This is a genomic window from Winogradskyella haliclonae (genome assembly GCF_014635865.1).
In the GTDB taxonomy this organism is placed as follows: Bacteria; Bacteroidota; Bacteroidia; order Flavobacteriales; family Flavobacteriaceae; genus Winogradskyella; species Winogradskyella haliclonae.
This window is the reverse complement of sequence record NZ_BMDQ01000001.1, coordinates 1135653-1158966: the sequence shown is the minus strand read 5'-3', so window position 1 is coordinate 1158966 and position 23314 is coordinate 1135653. Positions and strand designations below refer to the sequence as shown.

The following is a 23314-nucleotide window of genomic DNA, read 5'->3' as shown; positions in this document are numbered from 1 at the left end:
ACTTTTCAAGGCAAAAAATAATGAATTACAACTCTAAGATTTTTATAGTATTAATATTTTCGATATTACTGATAAACTGTAATTCTAATACTAAAAACAATCAAAATATATACAAAGGAGAGAGGCTTCAAATGTATGATTATCTAAATCTTAGATCACAAACAGCATCATATAGTGGAACTGTATTAGTAGCAAGAAATGATTCTGTTATTTTTTCTAAAGGTTTTGGCTTTGCTAATCGAGAACAACAAATAGTAAATAATAAAGACACAAAATTCAAAATAGGATCAATCACAAAAACATTTACTGCAGTAGCTATTTTGCAATTACATGAAAAAGGTCAACTGTCTATTGAAGATAAACTTTCCAAGTTTTTAACTGATTTTCCTAATTCTCAAAATATACAAATTAAACATCTACTCAACCACAGTTCAGGACTTCCTCAAGGTTGGAGAGAGAATTGGCATGAAAGAAGAGTGTTTGATTTTGATAGTATAATTCAAATTATTAGTAATCAAAAACTGATTTTTGAGCCGGGAACCTCTGAAGAATATTCTAATGGAGGGTATGCCTTGTTGACCAAAATTATAGAACAAGTGTCTGGGTTAACATATCAAGAGTATTGCAAAAAATACATTTTCTCTCCTGCAAAGATGAAAAACACTGGAGCTGTTTTTAATCCTCAAGAAACATACGAAAACTTTGCTTCTGGTTATCAATACGGAGAAGGAAAGGATGGTTACAATACAAATATAGAAGCTCAATATGTTTTTACTCCCAATCTTAAAGGACAGGCCTCAGCTTATTCAACAGTTGAAGACTTATATAGCTATCATTTGGCCTTAAAAAATAAAACATTACTTAATGAGTCTTCTACCCAATTAATGCTTAGTAAGTTACCTAATTCGGAATATACACTGGGAAGTTGGTTAAATGTTGAAACGAAAACTAACGGTGTTTTGTCTTATTGCTCTGGAGTTTCTAATGGTTTTGAGTCTGTTATGTATAGATATTTGGATAAAAATAGAAGTATCATTGCTTTAAATAATCATCAAAATACAGATGTCTTTAATGTTAGTAGAACCATGAGCGCTATTGTGGACGAGAAAAAGATTTATAATCCTAAAATTAGAAGTGAAATTCCTATAGAAGATATCTCAAGCTATAATTTCATTAAAGGCAAATATATGTATCCTGACGATGTTGAAGATTTTTTTGAAATAATCATTAAAGATGCAAGAGTATTTGTGTTTTCCAATAACGAGCCATTAGAAGAACTTTTTCTCTATAAACCCAATTATTTCTTCTCCAAAAACTATGATTTACAATTAGATTTTTCTGAAAAAGGTAAATGTCTATGGATATACAATGGCGTTACAGATGCCTACATGTTGGAAAAAGATAGTGATGAAATTTCCAAATAAATGACTGCGATTGTTAAAACTTTCTGGCATTAAATAACAAGCAATAATCACTACTCTTTACATACCAATTTTTGATTATTTAGAGGTAATCATTAATCAAATCATATTAATATGAAAAATTCCTTTTTACTTTTTTTAATATTCCTTGTGTCTATCTGTATGTCTTCATGTAACAATGATGATGATACTGTAACACTAAATGAGCAACAAACTAATTTAATTGGTATATGGAACGGTAATCTTAAAGATAGCTTTTACAATGAAAATACTGGCTATCCAAATGGTATAAATTTCACAATTGATGTCAAGCAACAATTAATTATTGATGACGGTAATGTTCCTGGTGATTATATCATTGGAAAAATTTATTTCTCTGACACTATAACATCCTGCTGTGGACAAGAAAATGATGGGCAGATTACGGCACAATATTTTGATGATGGAAAGTTAAGTAATGCAGTTATTCAACAAACGTCGAGTATTAACAATGTTATCTGTCAAGGCACCTTGACTGGGACAGGTTTATTTACATTTAATACGATGACTATAAATTTCATTGGAACTGATTGTGAAGGATTTCATACCGGAGGTGAAATACAATTAACTAAATCAAATTAATGTAAGAAAATTCAGTTTGTTTATAATATTCTTAATATCATTCAATACCTTTTCTCAAAACATAAGTACTTTAGTGAATAACTCTACATTTACTATGGATAAGTGATTTATGAATGGTAATCAATTAAAATTTATATCTTGTATAGAGATAAATTTTGATCACAAATTGGTCACGCGACAAAAACAAAAATTCTAACTTATTAAATATTAATGAGTTATAATTTTCCTAGTGACCTCGAAGGGATTCGAACCCCCAACCCTCAGAGCCGAAATCTGATATTCTATCCAGTTGAACTACGAGGCCTAATATATTATGACATTAGTTTTGCCTTAACTATTGTAGAAATGGTTTTTCCATCTGCTTGGCCTGCTAGTTGCTTATTGACAATACCCATGACTTTACCCATGTCTTTCATACCTTCAGCTCCAGTATTAGCAATTGCTTTTTCAACAGCTACAGTAATAGCAGCTTCATCTAATTGCTCTGGCAAAAACTGACTTATAACTTCTGCTTGGGCTAATTCTGGCTCAGCCAAATCATTTCTATTCTGTTCTGTGAAAATCGCAGCACTATCTTTACGCTGTTTAACTAATTTAGATAAGATTTTTATTTCATCGTCATTAGTTAATTTACCATCACCACCTGATGTCTGAGCTAATAAAATTTCAGATTTTACTGCCCTTAACGCCGCTAAAGCAGTTTGATCTTTATCTTTCATTGCCGCTTTCATCGCGGTCATTATATCTGCTTGTAAACTCATAATCGTATTATTTATATGGAGTGCGAAGATACTAAACTATTAAAACAAAACCCGAAAAGCTGAGGGGCTTTTCGGGTTTAAAAAATGTACTTAATTAGTACTTCAATAGATTAACCATTAATCGACATTATCATGTAAAAAAGAATTGTTACTTCTTAATTGTATATCATCGTTATCATCAGTTCCTACAGACATACGTGACGCATTGGTCTCTGAAGAATGCTGAGTGTCTTCAAGATTTACGCCTTGTCTTTTGTATGCAGGTTCTTTTTCTATTTCGTCAATTTTTGCATTATTAAACTTATAGTTAAAATCTTTCATCTTCTTACGACGTTCATCTGCTCTAGCTTTTAAGATTTCAGAAATTGGGCTATTCATTGGGTCTATTTCTCCCGAAACTTCCTCATCTATTTCTTCAACTGGAAGTGTTTTCTTTTCAAAAACAATCTCTTCGTTTACCTCTTTTTCCGTTTTTGCTTGTGTTGATGTCCCTGTCTGGGAAGTTGAAAAATCGTCTAATGCATAACGTTTTTCTCCTTCTTCATTAACTTCTGTCACAGAGATTAGTTCTATTGGATCTGTAACATCAATCTCTTTAACTTCTTCTTCGAGCTGAAATAACATTTTCTCATCTCCTGTTTCAGGCTCTTCAATTTTTTCGCCATCAAATTGAGATAGTGGTAAATCAAAAGTTAGCGTAATTTGTTCTTCTTCTTTTTCGTCATTAACCTCTGTTTCTAACTCCTGAACTGGTGTAATTATAAAATCATCTTCAGTTACTGGTTTGGCATCTAAAACTTCATCATAAATAACATTGATATTTCTAATAGCTTCTGTTGTTTTTATGAGTTCATTCTCTATAACTTGGGTTTCTTCTTCAAAATCATCATCAGTCAAAGTATGAATAATTGGTGCTTCAACTTCATTCTCTAAAACAATATCTGGTGTAATAATTGCTGGTTCAACACCTTGAACTTCTACATCTTCCTTATAATCATCATCTTCTAAGGCATGTATAACTTTCTTAGCTTCTGTATTAGAAATTTCGTTTTGCTGATCAATATCAAAACCTGTAGCAATAATGGTTACAGAAATAGATTCTTGTAAAGATTCATCCTCTCCAACACCCATGATAATGTTAGCGCCATGTCCAGCTTCAGTTTGTATATGGTCATTGATTTCTCCTATCTCATCAATAGTAATTTCCTGTGAGCCAGAAACGATAAGCAACAATACGTTTTTAGCTCCAGTAATCTTATTATCGTTTAATAATGGAGAATCTAATGCTTTCATGATAGCTTCTTGAGCTCTTGTTTGTCCTGAAGCTGTTGCTGACCCCATAATTGCAGTTCCACTTTTACTCAATACTGTTTTTGCATCACGTAAATCAATATTTTGTGTGTAATGATGTGTTATGACTTCAGCAATTCCTCTAGAAGCTGTTGATAATACTTCATCTGCTTTTGAGAATCCTGCTTTAAAACCAAGATTACCATAAACCTCGCGAAGTTTATTATTATTTATTACAATAAGAGAATCTACATGCTCTCTAAGTTTTTCAACACCTCGTTGCGCCTGCTCATTACGCATTTTGCCTTCAAACTGAAACGGCATTGTTACGATTCCAACGGTTAAGATATCTAACTCGCGTGCCATTTTTGCTATGATTGGCGCGGCTCCGGTTCCAGTACCACCACCCATTCCAGCTGTAATGAAAACCATTTTTGTGTTAGTATCTAGCATGCGTCTGATGTCTTCTAAACTCTCAACCGCGGATTGCTCACCAACATCTGGATTTGCACCTGCACCAAGACCTTCGGTAAGATTGACTCCTAACTGAATTTTGTTTGGAACACCGCTATTTTGTAGGGCTTGAGCATCAGTGTTACAGATGACAAAATCTACACCTTTGATGCCTTGTTGAAACATATGATTTATGGCATTGCTTCCGCCGCCGCCAACACCAATGACTTTAATAACATTAGATTGATTTTTTGGTAAGTCGAAAGCTATATTCCCAAATTCGTTGTTGTTGCTCATATTAACTTTGTTATGGGGTTTTATATTTTTTGGATTGATTAATTAAATTTTCTATTCTGCGTTGTCTAAAAAGTCCTTAACACGCTCTGTTAGTTTATCTAAAAACGAGCGGCGTTCTTTTTGTACTTCATTAACAACTTCTTTTATGTCTTCTTCACTAGCTTCATTTTCATTTATAGTCTCTTCAACTGTTTCTTCTGCCATTTTTCTGTCTTGACGTTTTAGGCCATCCATGACCAAACCTACAGCAGTTGCAAATAGAGGACTTGCAATTTCTTCATCGCTTCCTCCTGCTAAATGTTCGTTAGGATAACCAATTCTGGTATCCATCCCTGTAATATATTCTACTAGTTGCTTTAAATGTTTCAACTGACTTCCTCCACCAGTTAAAACAATACCAGCAATTAATTTTTTCTTTTGTTCTTCGTGCCCGTAGTTTTTTATTTCCACATAAACCTGCTCTATTATTTCTACAACTCTTGCATGAATAATCTTGGACAAGTTTTTCAATGTAATTTCTTTCGGGTCCCGACCTCTTAAACCAGGAATAGAAACAATCTCATTGTCTTTATTTTCTCCAGGCCAAGCTGAACCAAATTTCATTTTTAATAATTCTGCTTGTTTTTCTATTATTGAGCATCCTTCCTTGATGTCTTCAGTAATGACATTACCTCCAAAAGGTATTACTGCTGTATGGCGTATAATACCATCTTTAAAAACCGCTAAATCTGTTGTTCCGCCACCTATATCAATCAATGCGACACCCGCTTCTTTTTCCTCTTGGCTTAATACTGCATTTGCAGAAGCTAAAGGTTCTAGTGTTATCCCTTCTAACTCTAGATCAGAGCTTTTTACACAACGGCCAATATTTCTTATCGAAGATACTTGACCAACTACAACATGAAAGTTAGCCTCTAATCTACCACCATACATCCCAATTGGTTCTTTGATTTCAGCTTGACCATCAACTTTAAATTCTTGCGGTAGAACATGGATAATTTCTTCACCAGGAAGCATTACTAATTTGTGCACTTGGTTAATTAAGCGATCAATATCTGCTTCATCAATTACTAATTCAGAATTTGCTCTAGTGATGTAATCACTGTGTTGCAAACTTCTAATATGCTGTCCTGCAATACCAACAGTAACTTCTGATATTTTCTCAGAAGCAGTGGCTTCTGCTTCTTGAACAGCTTGCTGAATAGATTGAATAGTTTGCGTAATATTATTTACAACACCACGATGTACTCCTAGGCTTTTAGATTTGCCAACACCTAAAATTTCTACTTTACCATACTCATTTTTGCGGCCTATCATAGCTACAATCTTTGTGGTTCCAATATCTAATCCTACCGAAATATTATGCTTTTCCATAATCTATTTTTTGGTGCATATCACTTGGTTATCAAACCTTAAGTTTACACTACTATATGTGTTTATTGTCTTATCTTTTATTGCTTTTTTATAAAAAGCTTTAAAATTATTTATCTTCTTTTGAAGCTTGTTTAAGCTTCCAATCTTTATGCTAAAATCGTATTTACGTAACCTTAGACTTATATTTTGACTTGCATCTTGATGAATTTCGATAACATGCTGTTTCAAAAATTCGTCTTCATCTACAACTCTAGCGATTTTGTAAATTTTATCTAGCTTGGTTTTATAAACCGTACCTGTTACAAGAGGTACTCTCGCTGAGTAATTTTCCGACAAAGGCATATAAGACCCTTCATCGTCTACATAATATGAAGCGTTTGTATGCACTCTTGCTATAGGCCTTTTTTGTTCGATTTCTGCCGAAAGCTCACCATTTACGGACATAAAGACCTCAGCATTTTTAACCATTGGATTAGAATTTAGGGCAGATTCTAATACATTCAAATCTATAATATCTTTTTTGTCGTTATTAAGACCACTAGGATTTTGTATTAACAATTTACTAACATTGTCTTGGGTTAAAAATAGATTGTCAGAACCTACAAATTCTACTTTAGGCTTAGCAATAACTCTAGACTTATTTCTGGCATTTGTAAACGCATACAGAAACCCTACTATTACTAGTAAAACCAACACTTTTATGTAGCCATAATTAACTCGCAATACTCAATGCTTTTTTAATTGTTTTCACTTCTTCTCCAATATCTCCAGCTCCTATAGTTAAAATAACTTTAGCAGAACTCGCTTTTATAGTTTTTATTAATTCTGTTTTGCCAGATAATACTTTATTAGGATTTGAAATTTTCTCCATTAACCATGAAGAATTTACTCCTTCAATTGGTAATTCTCTTGCAGGATAAATGTCCAATAATACGATTTCATCAAATTGAGATAAGGCCTCAGCAAACTCATCAGCAAAATCTTTAGTTCTTGAAAATAGATGTGGTTGAAATACAGCCAAAATCTTTTCGTCTGGGTACATTTCTCTTACAGCTTGATGCACTGCATTAATTTCTTCTGGATGATGTGCATAATCATCAATAAATACTAAATCATCAGTCTTAATCTGATAGGTAAATCTACGCTTAACACCTTTATAAGATGCTAAAGCTTTGGCGAGCTGTGGCCGAGGGAGGCCATATTCTACAGACATCGCCAATGCTACTAATGCATTAGACAAATTGTGTCTACCAGGTAGGTTAAATCTGAAATCTTCTAAAATAGCTTCTGGTGTTTTTACATCAAAAATGTATGTCCCGTTTTCTATTCTTATATTTTTCGCAGTATAGTCTGAATCATCTTCAATACCATATGTTATTCCTTTAATTGGCAAACCATTTTTAATAAATAATTTCCCATTTGGCTTCATTTTTTTTGTAAAATCCTCAAAAGACTTTGTCAATTCTGATGCATCTCCATATATATCTAAATGATCGGCATCCATTGATGTAATACAGGCGTAGTCAGGAGAAAGCGTTAAAAACGAACGGTCAAACTCATCAGCTTCGACTGCAGTAACTTCAGTCCCGTTTATAATTAGGTTAGAATTATAATTTTCGCTAATCCCTCCTAAAAAAGCGGTCATATCTACGCGACATTCATTGAGTAAATGACCTAGAATACTTGTAGTTGTCGTTTTTCCATGAGTACCTGCAACAGCAAAACAAAATGTATTTTCTGTGATATCTCCAAGAACTTCTGAACGCTTCTTGACTTCAAAGTTATTCTCTAAAAAGTAATTGTATTCAGAATGTGATTTTGGAATTGCTGGCGTATAAATCACAAGAGTTGAAGATGGGTTTTTGAATACTGTTGGAATGGCATTTACATCATCTTTGAAGTGAATTGCTATACCCAAATCTTCTAAAGCTTTTGTAATATCCGTTGGTGTTTTATCATAACCAGCAACCTTATTTCCATTAGCCACAAAATAGCGCGCCAAAGCGCTCATGCCTATACCGCCAATTCCTATGAAATAAATATTTTCTTTACTGTTCATTTACCTTTAAAAGCTTTTCTACTTCGTCTACTATATCTTTTGTTGCATTAACCAATGCCATTTTTTTAATATTTGTCTCTAGGGATTTTCTAGTGTCTTCTGATTTTAGAAGCTGCTCAAAAACCTTATTAAAGTCAGAATCGAGTTGCGATTCTTTTACCAAAATTGCCGCAGCTTTATCCACAATGGCTTGCGCATTTTTTGTTTGGTGGTCTTCAGCAACATTTGGTGATGGAATAAAAATTACTGGCTTGCCAACCACGCAAAGTTCAGACACTGAACTTGCACCAGCTCTTGATATAATGATATCTGCTGCTGCATAAGCCAAATCCATAGTATTCAAAAACGCATGCACTTGCACATTATCGTTAGCATTATATGTACTATATTGTTCTTGATATAATTTCCCACATTGCCAAATAAGTTGGATTTCATGATTTTTGAAAAAATCAAGTTTGCTTTCAATAAGTTGATTCACACGCCTTGCACCTAAACTTCCTCCTAAAACCAGAAGTGTTAGTTTGTTTTCTTCCAAACCAAATTCAATTAAAGCTTCAGCCTTTTTGCTTTTAATTTCTATTAAATCTTTTCGGATTGGGTTCCCTGTTAAAACAATTTTTTCTTTAGGGAAAAAGCGCTCCAAACCTTCATACGCCACACAAATACGATTTGCCTTTTTACTTAACAATTTATTGGTGATTCCTGGATATGAATTCTGCTCTTGAATCAATGTTGGGATGCCTTTTGAATTTGCAACTTGCAACAAAGGTCCGCTTGCAAATCCTCCAGTTCCTATGGCTACATCAGGTTTGAACTTACTAATAATTCGTCTTGATTTAAATAAACTAGACATTAGTTTAAAAGGAAACATTAGATTTTTTAACGTCAGTTTACGCTGAATACCAGAAATCCAAAGCCCCTCAATGTTATAACCTGCTTGTGGTACTTTCTCCATTTCCATCCGGTCTTTTGCACCTACAAAAAGGAACTCGGAGCCATTATAACGCGACTTTAATTCATTTGCAATGGCTATTGCAGGATAAATGTGCCCACCTGTTCCGCCACCTGATAAAATGAATTTATATGTCTGTTTACTCTTGTTCAATTTTTTAAATTGTTTCTGATAAAATATCTAATGGATTGTCTTCTATTTCTTGACCTTCTTGCGCTTTTATTTCTTCACGTTTTGCACTAACACTTAATATGATTCCTATTGCCATGCATGTCATCCAGATGGATGTCCCGCCACTACTTATCAACGGTAGGGTTTGTCCAGTCACAGGGAATAATTCTACTGCAACTGCCATATTTATTAACGCTTGAAACACAATTGGTAAACCTACGCCAAGCACCAAAAGTTTGCCGAAAATTGTATCTGATTTTTGAGATACAATTACAATTCTGAATAGTAACCAGGAATACATTACCAAGAGAAATAAGCCACCGAACAATCCGTATTCTTCAATAATGATTGCAAAAATGAAATCTGAAGATGATTGCGGCAATACATTTTTTTGAATACTCTTTCCTGGTCCTAAAGGTTTAATACCAACTGCAATAGCAATTTTTGCATTTTCAATCTGATAATCTTCAACAGTATCTTCTCCGTTAGCAAAATTCTCTATTCTGCTCATCCAAGTATCTACACGATTAGGCATTATATCTGGAAAAGATTTTGCTACCAAAACAAAAAATACCAGTGCCATTATCCCAGACCCTATTATTAGTATTAAATAACGAATAGGATAACCACCAATAAAGGTTAACAAGACAACCATTAAAAATATAATTGCTGTGGTTGAAAAATTAGCTGGTAATATTAAAGCTAAAACTATAAAAACAGGTATCCACAATGGCAAGATAGTTTCTTTAAAAGACACCTTCTTATCCTTAATTTTTGATAAGTAACGTGCTACATACACCATTAAAACTACCGAAGCTAGTGTTGATGTCTGAAAGGACATATTTACAATCGGAATCTTAATCCATCGACTTGCATTAGCGCCATCAATTGTCGTGCCTTGTAATACAGTAACCGCAAGTAGCACTATAACTACAGGTATCATTACCATTGATAAACCTCTAAAATATCTGTATGGTATTTTATGTACGCCATACATTATTGCAAATCCTAAAAACAAATGCATAAAGTGCTTCAACAAATAAGCAAAAGTGTTACCCGAGCCACCAGTATATGCCAAATTACTAGCCGCTGAATACACAGGCAAAAATGAGAAAATAGCCAACAAAGTTGCTATTGCCCAAATGAGCCTATCACCTTTTATATTTTGAAACAATGCATGCATCTATCAATTATAACTTACGAACTGAATCTTTAAACTGACGTCCTCTATCTTCATAATTCTCGAACAAATCGAAACTTGCACAAGCTGGAGATAACAACACATTATCGCCAGCACTTGCAATCTTGTATGCAATTTTTACGGCTTCGCTCATAAACTGAGTTTCGATAATTACATCCACCATACTCCCAAAAGTTTCCATCAATTTTGCATTATCAACTCCAAGACAGATAATGGCTTTTACTTTTTCGTTTACAAATGGAAAAAGTTCTCTGTAATCGTTACCTTTATCTTCGCCTCCAACAATCCAAACCGTAGGTGCCTGCATACTTTCTAAAGCAAAATAAGTGGCATTTACATTGGTAGCTTTGGAGTCATTGATGTACTGTACTTTGTTAATTCTGAGTACATTTTCTAGGCGGTGTTCAACACCTTGAAAGTTTTCTAAACTTTCCCTAATGGTCTGCTTTCTAATTTTAAGCAGGTGTGCGGCTGTTGATGCAGCCATTGCATTTTTAACGTTATGTTTTCCGTCTAATGCTAGTTTTTTTATTGGCATAATTATTTGATTGTTATCAATTGTTATTATTATTTCTTCGTCTTTTATGTATGCACCATTTTCAATTATTTTTGTTAATGAAAATGGTAGTTTTTGAGATTTTATGGTATTTGCTTTCATCCTGTTTTCTATAACTGGGTCATCAGCATCGTAAATAAAAAAATCATCTTCTGTCTGATTTTCTACTATTCTAAATTTTGAAGCGATGTAGTTTTCAAACTTATAATCGTAGCGGTCCAAATGGTCTGGTGTAATATTGGTTAGTATTGCAATTTTTGGCCTAAAATCTTTAATATCATCTAACTGAAAACTGCTAATTTCTAACACATAGTTTTTGTAATCTTCTTCCAGAATTTGTTTTGCAAAACTATCTCCAATATTACCTGCTAAACCAATATCTAAATCTTGCTTTAATAAGTGATATGCGAGACTTGCAGTAGTTGTTTTACCATTACTTCCTGTAATTGCTACCAAAGTTGCATCTGTGTATTTTGAAGCAAATTCAATTTCAGAAACAATTGGTATCCCAGCTTTGCGAATTTGTTTTACTAAAGGCACTTTATCTGGAATTCCTGGGCTTTTCATTACGATATCTGCATTCAGAATTTTTGATGCAGTATGCTGTTTATCTTCCCATGTAATCTCATTATGTCTAAGAACGTCCTTATATTCTTTTTTTATTTCGCCTTTATCCGAAACAAAAACATCGTATCCTTTTGCTTTTCCTAACAGTGCTGTCCCTACACCACTTTCACCTCCACCAAGAATCGCAAGCCTTTTCATCTATCTAATTTTCAATGTCACGATAGTTAAAATGGCTAATAGAATTCCAATAATCCAAAATCTTGTAACTATTTTACTTTCGTGATATCCTGATTTTTGATAATGATGGTGTAGAGGTGACATCTTAAAAATGCGTCGACCTTCACCAAATTTCTTTCTTGTGTATTTGAAATAACTTACCTGCATGATTACCGATAAATTTTCTGCTAAGAATATGCCACACAGTATTGGAATTAGCCATTCTTTACGAGTCGCAATAGCGATTACCGCAATAATTCCACCAATAGTCAAGCTCCCTGTATCACCCATAAACACTTGAGCTGGATAAGTATTGTACCATAAGAAACCTATTAAAGCACCAACAAATGCTGCGATATAAATTGTAATCTCAGAAACTCTTGGGATGTACATAATGTTGAGATATTCTGAGAAAATGATGTTACCTGAAACCCAAGCAAAAATTCCTAAAGTGAGAACTATTATTGCTGAAGTCCCTGCTGCGAGACCATCAATACCATCGGTAAGGTTTGCGCCATTTGAAACAGCAGTTATAATAATAATTGCTGCCAAGATAAAAATAAGCCAGGCATATTTTCCTAAACTTGGACTAATCCAAGTAATTAAATCTGCATAATCGAACTCGTTATTTTTTACAAATGGAATTGTTGTTTTTGTAGACTTTTCTTCAGCTGCAAATAATTTTGAAGCTTCTATATCTGGGTTTTCGGCAAGTAAAACTTTCTGCTGCTCAATAGGCAGTTTCTCTTTCATTGTGACATCCTGATGAAAATATAGTGTGGCACCTACGATAATACCTAAGCCTACTTGACCTAGCACTTTAAACCTACCTTTTAATCCTTCTTTATTGTTTTTGAATTTTTTGATGTAGTCATCTAGGAATCCTATTGCACCCATCCAAAGTGTAGTTACAATCAGAAGAATAATGTAGACGTTTGCAATTTTAGCCAACAATAATACTGGAATTAACGTTGCCAAGATGATGATTAAACCTCCCATCGTTGGCGTACCTGCTTTTTCAGCCTGACCTTCTAAACCTAAATCCCTAATCGTCTCACCAACTTGCTTTTTTTGTAAAAATCTAATAATTCGCTTTCCATATACAATTGAGATAAGTAAAGACAAAATCATAGCAATTGCTGCCCTAAATGTTAAATACCCAAAGAGTGTTGCTCCAGGAAACTGAAACTGCTTTTCTAAATAATCGAATAGATAGTATAACATAGTTTTACTTTTGCAATTGGTTTAATAGTTCTCCCACTATTTTATAATCATCAAAATCGGTGCGCTCACCATTTACTTCTTGATAGGTTTCGTGCCCTTTACCTGCGATAAGAATAATATCGTTAGGTTGTGCCATTTGACAAGCCGTCTTTATCGCTTGTTTCCTATCTAAAATTGAAATCACTTTTTTGAAATTTTGAGCTTCGACACCAGCTTCGATATCATCAATTATCGATTGTGGATTTTCCGTTCTTGGATTATCACTTGTAAAAATGACTTTTGTACTTAAGGCCGATGCTATATGTCCCATTTTTGGTCTCTTTGCCGCATCTCTATCACCTCCACAACCAACAACTGTAATTAATTCTTCATTTTTTGTACGTATAGTATTTATAGTCTCTAATACATTTTTTAATGCATCGGGGGTATGCGCATAATCAACAATAGCTGTTATTTTTTCTTCTGAAACAAAATATTCGAAACGGCCACTCACGCTTTCAAGCTCACTTATGTATCTTAAACTCTCTTCTTTGTCTAGGCCTAATAGTTCTGAAGTAGCATAAATGGCTAATAAATTATAAGCATTGAAGTTGCCAATAAGCTTTGTCCAAACTTCATTTTCATTTAACTTTAAAAGCAATCCTCCAAACTGATTCTCTAAAATTTGTGCTTTGTAATCTGCGTAGGTTTTTAATGCATAAGTGTATTTCTTAGCATTCGTATTTTGCATCATTATTACACCATTTTTATCATCAGTATTTACGAGGCAAAATGCTGTTTTTGGCAAGTCATCGAAAAACGCTTTTTTGACATCTCTATATTCTGCAAATGAATTATGATAATCTAAATGATCATGAGATAGATTCGTAAAAATCCCTCCAGTAAAAAACAAACCTTCTGTTCTGCTTTGATGTATCCCATGCGAGCTTACTTCCATAAAACAAAACTCAACACCTTCATTATTCATCAATTGCAAATATTTATTTATAGTTAATGAATCTGGCGTTGTATGAGTTGCCTTATACTCGGTATCATTTACCATAACTTTTACAGTTGATAGTAAGCCTACTTTGTAGCCTGCTTTTTTAAACAACTGGTACAATAAGGAACTAACCGTGGTTTTTCCGTTAGTTCCTGTAGTACCGACTAACTTTAAATTTTCTGAAGGATTCTCATAGTAATTAGCAGCCATAAAGGCTAATGCTTGACTAGAATTTTCTACTTCTATGTATGTAATATTATCAACTAAATCGTCTGGTAATTTTTGACAAACAATAGCACGAGCGCCATTACTAACGGCTTTGGATATATAATCATGACCGTTAGCTACTGCGCCAACAATAGCTACAAAAACGTCATTGGTTTTCACATTTCGAGAATCGAATTCAATGTTATTCACCTCAACACTTGTGCTTCCAACGACTGCATTAATAGTAACCTTATACAATATGTCTTTTAAAACTTTCAAGATGCTTCTAGGACAATGGTTTGATTAGACTTAAGTTTTATGTTTTTAGCAATAGATTGTGATTTAATAATTCCGCTTCCATTTAATTTTACGTTTACATCTACCTCCATATTCTCAAGAAAAGCAATGGCATCCATAGCTGGCATACCTATTAAGTCTGGCATAATTGTTTTATAGGTATTGGAAACTGAATTGAATTTTTCAAAATCCTGAACAACTTCAGGGTTTTTATAGTCTACAGATTGCATCTCATCTATTAAAGGCGTATCTGTATATATCTTTTGTGCAATACGTTTAAAAACAGGTCCTGAAACATCTGCCCCATAATAACCAACCTTTGTACTTGGTTTATGAATTACAACAATGCAAGAATATTTTGGGTTTTCTGCAGGAAAATACCCAGCAAATGATGACACATACTTTCGGTCTTTACGCCATTCTTCGTAGTTGGCATAATCCGTACGTGCGGTACCGGTTTTACCAGCCATAGAGAAGGTCTCAGAATACAATCGTTCTCCAGTTCCTCTGATAACTATATTCTTTAAAATGTCCTTGATTTTTGCAAGTGTATTATCCGAACAAATTTTATTAACGAGTACTTCCTTATCAAAAACCTCTTCTTCCCTATCGAACTCTTTTACTGCTCTTAAAAATCTTGGCTTTATTAACTGCCCATCATTAGCAATTGCATTGTAAAAAGCCAGTGTCTGAAGCGGTGTTAATTGCATATTGTACCCATAAGCCATCGATGGCAAAGCATTACGACTCCATATTTTATCTCCAGGTTTTGGAATCACTGGTTTACCTTCACCAATGATGGAAACACCTAAGGTTTTATCTAACCGCCAAGCGCGAAGTCTTTTTAAGAACTTCTCAGGATTATTTTTATAGTTATCATCAATAATGGTGGCTAAACCAATGTTAGAAGAAACTTCTAAAGCTTTAGCCGCAGAGATTTTTCCATGACCAGCTCCAGAATCATTTATTGGTCTACCGTAAAACATTTTACGTCCATTCTTTGTATCTACAACCGTTGATGTGTCAATAACCTTATCTTCTAAAGCAGCCATCATCGCCATAACCTTAAATGTAGAACCTGGCTCGTGACTTTCGCCTACTGCATAATTAAGGCGCTCGTAATATGTTCCGCTTTTATTTCTTCCTAGGTTTGAAATGGCTTTAATCTCTCCTGTCTTTACATCCATAACAACAACACAACCATGCTCTGCCTCATACTTTTCAAGCTGTCCCAATAATGAATGGTGAGCGATATCTTGAATGTTTACATCAATTGTTGTATAAATATCCAAACCGTTTTTAGGTTCAATTTCATTAGCATCTCTTATAGGTTTCCATTCGCCTTTACCTATACGTTGTTTTAAACGCCTCCCATTTTCGCCTCTCAAGTAATCTTTACCAAATGCCCCATCAATACCAACACGAGTTGCATAACCATTTTCATCTATACGCTCATAGCCTATTGAACGCTCGGCAATACCGCCCATTGGATGTTCACGTTTTGTGATTTGATCATATACAAAACCACCACGAATAGAACCTAACTCGAAAAGTGGAAAATTTCGAACACGAATAAATTCTGAGTAGGATAAATTTTTGAGCAGCAATAGATATTGATCTTTTGTATTTCTTGCTTTCTTAATTTTCTGCTCAATACTTCCCGAAGACTTACCAGTAAAAACTGCTAACGAATCACATAAAGGCTTAATATATTTTTTGAAGTTTTTATCCGAAGATGTTACTGCATCAATAGCAATATTATACTTAGGGATGGATGTCGCTAAAAGACTTCCATCAGCCGAATACACATTACCACGATTAGCTGGAATATCGAATGGCTTTATAGATCGCTTTTGTGCCATAGCACGATACTTATCACCATCAATAAACTGAATAGTACAGAGCTTAAAAACTACGGCAAGTGCAAAGACAAACATACAGCCTGCGACGAAGTACAATCTATTTAATATGTTGGTTTCTGTTGTTGCCAAAGCTTACTCTTGTGCTTTAATTTTTATTTTTCTTGGCGGAGTTGTTGAAATCTCCAATCCTTTTTCCTTTACTTTTTTTACAATGGTTGATTCCATTTTTAATCTCATGAGTTTTGAACGACCATCTACAAATGCTGAACGCAATTCCTTCACCTCATTACTCATTCTTGATATTTCATAAACCTTTTTATCTGCACTATGCGCACTTGCAATCATGATTATGGCTAGCCCCGAAATAAAAAGAATGACCCGCCAATTTTTGAACGAATCATCACTGATTAGAAATGTACCTCTTAATAAGCTGTAGATACTTTTTTTCACAATTTCTCTGCTATTCTGAGTTTAGCACTTCGTGCTCTGTTATTTATTTTAATTTCTTCTTTGCTTGGCACTATCAGTCCACCAACTTTCTTGAGTGGCACTTCAAAATTTCCAAACATATCCCGCTCTGGCTCACCTTCAAACATTCCGTTTCTTATATAGCGTTTTACCAATCTATCTTCTAAAGAATGATAGGAGATAAAACTTAAGCGACCACCAACTTTTAAAACTTGTGGTGTTTGCTGCAACAATTCTTTTAACACTTCAATCTCTTGATTAACCTCTATTCTTATCGCTTGATAAATCTGAGCTAACACTTTATTTTCTTTTCTGTGATTTAAAAATCGTTTTAAGACTGTCTTTAATTGTTGACTTGTTTTTATCTCTGTATTTTCTCTTTCTTCAACAATCACTCTTGCCATTGCTGGCGCTTGTCTCAATTCCCCATATTGTAAAAACACTTGCTTTAACTCTTCTTCATCATAAGTATTGACAACCTCAAAAGCAGACAGCTCACTATCCTGATTCATCCTCATATCTAAGTCCGCTTCAAACCTTGTTGAAAAACCACGTTCTGCAACATCAAATTGATGTGACGATACGCCAAAATCAGCAAGAATACCATCTACTTCCTTTACACCGTAAAATTTCAAAAACCGCTTGATGTATCTAAAGTTTTCATTTATAAGCGTAAACCTATCGTCATCAATAGCATTATTTAAAGCATCAGTATCTTGATCAAATGCATATAGTTTCCCTTCTGGACCAAGCCGCTTAAGTATTTCTTGACTATGACCTCCACCTCCAAAAGTGACATCCACGTATACACCATCTGGCTTTATATCTAAACCATCAACTGTTTCTTTTAATAAAACTGCATTATGATATTCCATCTACCGCATCATCTTGTCCCATAACCTCTTCAGCTAAATCTGCAAAGTCTAATGCTGCATCATCGATAGCTTTCTCATACTTATCCTTATCCCATATCTCAACAATATTTACAGCCGATGCTAGTACAGTTTGCTTGACAATTCCAGAAAACGACAATAAATCTTTTGGGATAAGCAAACGACCAGTTGCATCTACCTCTACTACTTTTACTCCTGCAGTAAAACGACGAATAAAAGCATCATTTTTTTTATTGAAACGGTTTAGCTTATTTACTTTCTGCATTAATTTTTCCCATTCTGGCATTGGATATAGCTCTAGACAAGGCTGAAAAACTGCACGCTTAATCACAAAACCAGATTGCATTACAGGAGCCAACTGTTTTTTTAAAACAGCTGGCAACATAAGCCTTCCTTTGGCATCTGCTTTTACTTCGTATGTTCCTATTAATGCGTTCAATCTATTGGGTCAAAAAAGGTTGCAAAACAATTTTAAAATCAAATATATTGAAAAATTACCCACATTTTACCACTTTTTACCACTTTTGTTAATAAGTTTTCTATTTATCGACTAAAATCAGTGTTTATCAGGACGATTGAAACATTAAAAATTTGATGAAAATGCTACATGATATTAAAGTTAAAATCCCAAGTATTTAACTATATTTGTTTTTAACTATACTAACTAATGCATGGCACACCTTTTAAAGGAAGAAAAGGATTTTAGATACATTGAAGTTGGTGAAGGCAACCCTATTATTGTGCTTCACGGACTTATGGGTGGACTTAGTAATTTTGATGGTGTAACTGACTTTTTTAGCAATAAGGGTTATAAAGTTCTTATTCCAGAATTGCCTATTTATACCATGTCTCTACTTAAGACTAATGTGAAAAGTTTTGCCAATTACCTTAAAAATTTTATAGAATTTAAAGGTTTTGATGAGGTTATTTTATTAGGAAATTCTCTAGGTGGACATATTGGTTTATACCACACAAAACTTTATCCTGAAAAAGTAAAAGGTCTTGTCATAACTGGGAGCTCAGGCCTTTACGAAAGTGCTATGGGCAGTGGGTATACAAAGCGTAGTGATTATGAGGTTATTAAGAAAAAAGCTCAAGATGTTTTTTATGACCCAGAAGTAGCTACAAAAGAAATTGTTGATGAGGTATATGAAACTGTTAATGATAGAAATAAACTTATTAAAACATTAGCAATTGCAAAAAGTGCGATTAGGCATAACATGGCAAAAGACTTACCAAAAATGCATACGCCTACTTGTATTATTTGGGGTAAAAATGACAATGTAACACCTCCAGAAGTTGCTGATGAATTCCATGAATTACTTCCAGATTCAGACTTGTTTTGGATAGATAAATGTGGTCATGCAGCTATGATGGAACACCCAAATGAATTTAATAAGATTTTAAATGGCTGGTTAGAATCCAGAGGATTTTAAACCAAAGAGTATTTAAATTTCTCATCGCACGGGACTAAAAAGATGAAAATAAAATCCGCTGAATTTATAATAAGCAACTCCGATGTCGGCAAATGTCCTACACAGTCTTTGCCTGAATATGCTTTTATTGGTCGTAGCAATGTTGGAAAGTCTTCTTTGATCAACATGTTAACGAGCCGTAAAAGCTTAGCAAAAACATCTGGAAGACCTGGAAAGACACAACTGATAAATCATTTTTTAATAAATAAAAATTGGTTTTTAGTAGACTTACCTGGCTATGGTTATGCTCGCGTGTCTAAATCTTCAAAGAAAAAGTTTCAGAAGTTTATCACCAATTATTTTGAACAACGCAAACAACTTGTTTCTGCATTTGTTCTCATTGACATACGTCACAAACCTCAACCTGTAGATTTAGAGTTTATGCAATATCTGGGTGAGAAAGAAATACCGTTTTCTATCATTTTTACAAAAGCTGACAAGTTAAAACCAAAAGCCATAGAAAAACATGTTGAAGATTATTGCAACAATTTATTGCAATATTGGGAAGAATTACCACTTCATTTTATTACATCATCTAGTAAAACTATTGGTAAAGATGAGGTTTTAGAATTTATTAGCGACACAAACGATGAGATAGAAAAATTACGTACTTAGGTTTAATTTTTTACATCCAAAGCATCACGTAAGGCATTACCAATTAACATAAATGCCATAACCAAAATCATGATGCATAAACCCGGAATTAAAGCAAGATAAGGCTTACCAAGTATGATATAATTATAATGGTCTTTAATCATTGCACCCCAACTCGCCATTGGCGGTTGTGCACCTATACCTAAAAAGCTCAAACCACTTTCTATTAAAATGGCTGCCGCAAAATTAGCCGCCGAAATTACTATAAGTGGCGCCATAATATTTGGCAGAATGTGTTTAGTCACTATCCTAAAATCTCTAAAACCCAAAGCTCTTGCTGCAGTAACATATTGCAACTCCTTTGCGCCTATTATTTGTCCTCTAACAACTCTTGCTACCTCGACCCACATCGTTAAACCAACAGCAATAAATACTTGCCAAAATCCTTTACCTAAGGCTAGAGTTATTGCAATCACTAAAAGTAAAGTAGGTATAGACCAGGTAATGTTAATTATCCACATGATAAAAGCATCTATTTTCCCACCATAATAACCCGCCAAACTTCCCATAAAGAGTCCAACAATTAAAGAAATAAAAACAGCCACAAAGCCTATAAAAAAAGAAATACGAGCACCTATTAGAATTCTACTCAAATAATCTCTTCCATATTTATCTGTGCCAAAAATGAAGTGTCTTTCTTTGATAAAATCTTCATATTCATTATTAGGAAAACTATTAATGTCAATTGATTTTTCTTGACCAATCAATCCATCTGAAGCATACTCTGTATAAGTTAGAGTTTCGTCTTTAACTATAAAATCTGAAATCGGGATTTCAGTGGTTGTATTATTTTGACCAAAAAAGAGTTTAGATATAAAAGAATCTCCTTCTTTAATTTCATTAGGGATCTCTATAATTTTTACCTTGAATCCTGGTGATTTGGAGTGAATAGACAAATGCATCTGGTTAGCATTCTTAGAGTTATCAGGAACCAAGACATATGCAAAAATTGAAACCAAACCAATAACTACTACTACCCAGAAACTGAAAACGCCCCAAAAATTCTTTTTGAATTTTTGGAGCGCTAACTGTGATAATGAATTATTGTTTTTTGACATGTATTGTCAAGTTTTAATTTTTCATCTTAGCTACATTATTTTTAATTGCATAAGACAGCTTTAGATCGTTTAACACATTAAGAGCTTCTTCTACATATACATCCTTACTTAAACTCACATGCCAGCGTTTTCTCTTTTCTTTGAGAATAGAATCTTTTTCCATTAAGCTTACTTCATATGGTAATGAATTAAACGTTAAGTTAGTCGTGTAATCTGATATTTTCTCGAAACGTTTTGCCTCTTCTTCGTTAAGCTCTAGACGCTTTTTGTAACTATTATAATTAAGCGAGTACGTTTCATTATCTCTAATTTCGTTTATCCACTTTGCATTTTCATCAATTAATCTTAATTGTTCGTTGTTAGCAATTCGTTCCTTACTTTTTGCTATAGCTGCATCATAATCATAATAGTTTTCCCAAACATTATAATCTGCCGCACCAATTTCGTCCCAAGCTAATGGATTATCTTGTGTACGCTCACCAATACCAATATACTTATAACGGTCTGGCACAACAATATCACTCTTAACACCTTCTAGTTGTGTAGAACCTCCATTAATTCTGTAATACTTATCAGTTGTAAATTTAATTGCACCTAAATCTCCATTAGTATTATTACGTACAACTCTATTTAAATCCACAACATTTTGCACTGTCCCTTTACCAAAAGTCTGCTCACTACCTATTATAACTGCTCTTTTATAGTCTTGCATGGCTGCAGCTAAAATTTCTGATGCAGAAGCCGACAATTCATTAACCATAATAACTAATGGGCCATCCCAAACAATAGACTTATCCTTATCTCTATATATACGTTTTGGCTCAGTAGTACTCTGAACTTGAACAATTGGACCTTCTTCGATAAATAAACCAGCCATATCTACAACAGCGCCTAAAGAGCCACCACGGTTATCTCTCAAATCCATAATAATACCTTCGATACCTTCTTTCTTTAAGCGCTCTATTTCACGCTTAACATCGATAGAACAGCTAACTCTATCATCACGATCAAAATTATCATAAAAACTAGGAAGGTTTATAACACCATACTTTTTACCATCTTTAATGACTGTAGACGACTTGGCATAAGTCTCTTCTAATACTACTTCATCACGGACAATAGAAATATCTTCTAGAGCACCATCTACTTTTTTGACAGTAAGCGTAACTGTGGTTCCTTTTGGTCCTTTGATAAATTTAACAGCATCTTCTAAACGCATACCAACAATATTTACACCCTCTTCTTCATCTTCTTGCGTGACTTTTAATATTTGGTCACCCGTTTCTAGCTTGTTTTGTCTCCAAGCGGGTCCACCACTAATCAGTTCACTAATAGAAATTACATCTAAACTACGTTGTAAACGCGCACCAATACCATGGTATTTTCCAGACATTTCCACATCAAAACGGTCTTTATCTTCTGGTTCAAAATAAAATGTATGAGGATCAAACTCTCTAACAATTGCATTTATATACACACCAAACCAATCTTTTCGTTGACGCTCATCCATATAAGTATACAACTCTGTTAAAGAATTTAAAGTTGTTTCACGAGCTTCTATTTCTAATTCTTTTTTAGATTTTTTTTCTATTGACTCATCTTCTTGAGACATTAAAAGGTTATTCTCAATGGCTTCGTCATAATTAGCAATAGTAGAAAACTTTAATTGCTTTCTCCAGCGCTCTTTCATTTCGCGCTTGTTCTTTACATAATCTAAAGATTCATAATTAGAATTAAAGCTTTCCTCCTTGTCATAATCAAAAGGTTTATCCAAAATTTTTGCATAAACGTCTTTAGACTCAGCAATTCGTTGTAGTAAACGCTTGTGAGTTAAATCGAAAAACGCCAAATCGTAAGCTTTTAATTGGTCATCTAACTGATTTTTGTAAGATTCAAACTCTTTGATGTCAGACTTGTAAAAATACCTTTTAAAAGGGTCTAATTGTCTAATATAATCATCATAAACTCTTCCTGAAAAGTCATCATTAATATCTTGAGGTGCATAATGCCCTTGATCTAACAAATATGTAATTATTCGAACAAGTAACTTGTCTTTATCCGAACCTTCTCCGTCGACTTTACTTGTAAAACTGCATGAAGCAAACGCTATAAGTAATGCTAGTAATAAGAATTTGTATTTCCCTTTCATATGTTTTTAAATTTTTGAAAACGCTTTTTCATCAATAATTGTCTAAAATAGACGAAAAAACCATGCCAAAAAACCAAAGCGCTACTAATTTTTTGTTAAACCACCA

20 protein-coding genes and 1 tRNA gene are annotated in these 23314 nt (G+C 33.9%); 4 read left to right on the top strand and 17 right to left on the bottom strand.

From position 1 onward, the window contains the following. Positions 1-20 precede the first annotated feature (20 nt). Together IEV10_RS05145 and IEV10_RS05140 are read left to right on the top strand one after the other, a co-directional pair. Entirely contained in the window at positions 21-1424 is a 1404-nt protein-coding gene (locus tag IEV10_RS05145; RefSeq protein WP_188373613.1) for a serine hydrolase domain-containing protein, read from the top strand. Between the two features lie 111 nt (positions 1425-1535). Further along, entirely contained in the window at positions 1536-2042 is a 507-nt protein-coding gene (locus tag IEV10_RS05140) for a hypothetical protein (RefSeq protein ID WP_188373612.1), read from the top strand. 230 nt (positions 2043-2272) lie between these two features. On the opposite strand, the gene IEV10_RS05135 is transcribed toward IEV10_RS05140, so the two are convergent. The 15 genes from IEV10_RS05135 to mraZ form a co-directional block, all read right to left on the bottom strand. Beyond that, positions 2273-2346, bottom strand: a tRNA-Arg gene (locus IEV10_RS05135). A 7-nt stretch (positions 2347-2353) separates the two neighbouring features. Next, positions 2354-2803: a GatB/YqeY domain-containing protein gene (locus IEV10_RS05130; protein WP_188373611.1), complete on the bottom strand. Its 450-nt coding sequence runs from the start codon at positions 2801-2803 to the stop codon at positions 2354-2356. 117 nt (positions 2804-2920) lie between these two features. Beyond that, positions 2921-4843 carry a cell division protein FtsZ gene (gene ftsZ / locus IEV10_RS05125; protein WP_188373610.1) on the bottom strand — a complete coding sequence of 641 codons (1923 nt, stop codon included), beginning with the start codon at positions 4841-4843 and terminating at the stop codon, positions 2921-2923. A 51-nt stretch (positions 4844-4894) separates the two neighbouring features. After that, positions 4895-6217, bottom strand: a complete 1323-nt coding sequence (ftsA, locus tag IEV10_RS05120) for a cell division protein FtsA (RefSeq protein WP_188373609.1) — start codon at positions 6215-6217, stop codon at positions 4895-4897. 3 nt (positions 6218-6220) lie between these two features. Beyond that, positions 6221-6940: a cell division protein FtsQ/DivIB gene (locus tag IEV10_RS05115; RefSeq protein ID WP_188373608.1), complete on the bottom strand. Its 720-nt coding sequence runs from the start codon at positions 6938-6940 to the stop codon at positions 6221-6223. Next, entirely contained in the window at positions 6930-8276 is a 1347-nt protein-coding gene (gene murC / locus IEV10_RS05110; RefSeq protein WP_188373607.1) for a UDP-N-acetylmuramate--L-alanine ligase, read from the bottom strand. The genes IEV10_RS05115 and murC overlap by 11 nt, the downstream gene beginning before the upstream one ends. Next, positions 8266-9381: an undecaprenyldiphospho-muramoylpentapeptide beta-N-acetylglucosaminyltransferase gene (gene murG / locus IEV10_RS05105; protein WP_188373606.1), complete on the bottom strand. Its 1116-nt coding sequence runs from the start codon at positions 9379-9381 to the stop codon at positions 8266-8268. Before murG ends, murC begins: the two co-directional genes overlap by 11 nt. A 4-nt stretch (positions 9382-9385) precedes the next feature. Beyond that, positions 9386-10582: an FtsW/RodA/SpoVE family cell cycle protein gene (locus tag IEV10_RS05100; protein WP_188373605.1), complete on the bottom strand. Its 1197-nt coding sequence runs from the start codon at positions 10580-10582 to the stop codon at positions 9386-9388. Positions 10583-10589: 7 nt separating this feature from the next. Continuing rightward, positions 10590-11921 carry a UDP-N-acetylmuramoyl-L-alanine--D-glutamate ligase gene (gene murD, locus IEV10_RS05095; protein WP_188373604.1) on the bottom strand — a complete coding sequence of 444 codons (1332 nt, stop codon included), beginning with the start codon at positions 11919-11921 and terminating at the stop codon, positions 10590-10592. Then, a complete protein-coding gene (mraY, locus tag IEV10_RS05090; RefSeq protein ID WP_188373603.1) occupies positions 11922-13163 on the bottom strand; it encodes a phospho-N-acetylmuramoyl-pentapeptide-transferase in 1242 nt (413 codons plus the stop codon). 4 nt (positions 13164-13167) lie between these two features. Continuing rightward, positions 13168-14631 carry a UDP-N-acetylmuramoyl-L-alanyl-D-glutamate--2,6-diaminopimelate ligase gene (locus tag IEV10_RS05085; protein WP_188373602.1) on the bottom strand — a complete coding sequence of 488 codons (1464 nt, stop codon included), beginning with the start codon at positions 14629-14631 and terminating at the stop codon, positions 13168-13170. Next, complete coding sequence (locus tag IEV10_RS05080; protein WP_188374193.1) at positions 14628-16586, bottom strand: PASTA domain-containing penicillin-binding protein; 1959 nt, start codon at positions 16584-16586, stop codon at positions 14628-14630. Before IEV10_RS05080 ends, IEV10_RS05085 begins: the two co-directional genes overlap by 4 nt. A 57-nt stretch (positions 16587-16643) precedes the next feature. Then, positions 16644-16961 (bottom strand): FtsL-like putative cell division protein, encoded by a 318-nt coding sequence (locus IEV10_RS05075; protein WP_188373601.1) that lies wholly within the window; start codon positions 16959-16961, stop codon positions 16644-16646. Further along, positions 16958-17854: a 16S rRNA (cytosine(1402)-N(4))-methyltransferase RsmH gene (gene rsmH, locus IEV10_RS05070; RefSeq protein ID WP_188373600.1), complete on the bottom strand. Its 897-nt coding sequence runs from the start codon at positions 17852-17854 to the stop codon at positions 16958-16960. The genes IEV10_RS05075 and rsmH overlap by 4 nt, the downstream gene beginning before the upstream one ends. Continuing rightward, a complete protein-coding gene (gene mraZ, locus IEV10_RS05065; protein WP_188373599.1) occupies positions 17841-18311 on the bottom strand; it encodes a division/cell wall cluster transcriptional repressor MraZ in 471 nt (156 codons plus the stop codon). Before mraZ ends, rsmH begins: the two co-directional genes overlap by 14 nt. A 232-nt stretch (positions 18312-18543) precedes the next feature. Here mraZ and IEV10_RS05060 point away from each other — a divergent pair, with 232 nt between their 5' ends. Both IEV10_RS05060 and yihA read left to right on the top strand, forming a co-directional pair. After that, complete coding sequence (locus IEV10_RS05060) at positions 18544-19308, top strand: alpha/beta fold hydrolase (protein ID WP_188373598.1); 765 nt, start codon at positions 18544-18546, stop codon at positions 19306-19308. 42 nt (positions 19309-19350) lie between these two features. Continuing rightward, positions 19351-19962, top strand: coding sequence for a ribosome biogenesis GTP-binding protein YihA/YsxC (gene yihA / locus IEV10_RS05055; RefSeq protein ID WP_188373597.1), 612 nt, complete (start codon positions 19351-19353; stop codon positions 19960-19962). 2 nt (positions 19963-19964) lie between these two features. On the opposite strand, the gene IEV10_RS05050 is transcribed toward yihA, so the two are convergent. Together IEV10_RS05050 and IEV10_RS05045 are read right to left on the bottom strand one after the other, a co-directional pair. Next, complete coding sequence (locus IEV10_RS05050) at positions 19965-21059, bottom strand: ABC transporter permease (RefSeq protein WP_188373596.1); 1095 nt, start codon at positions 21057-21059, stop codon at positions 19965-19967. A 13-nt stretch (positions 21060-21072) separates the two neighbouring features. After that, entirely contained in the window at positions 21073-23208 is a 2136-nt protein-coding gene (locus IEV10_RS05045; RefSeq protein WP_188373595.1) for a carboxy terminal-processing peptidase, read from the bottom strand. Between the last annotated feature and the right edge of the window lie 106 nt (positions 23209-23314).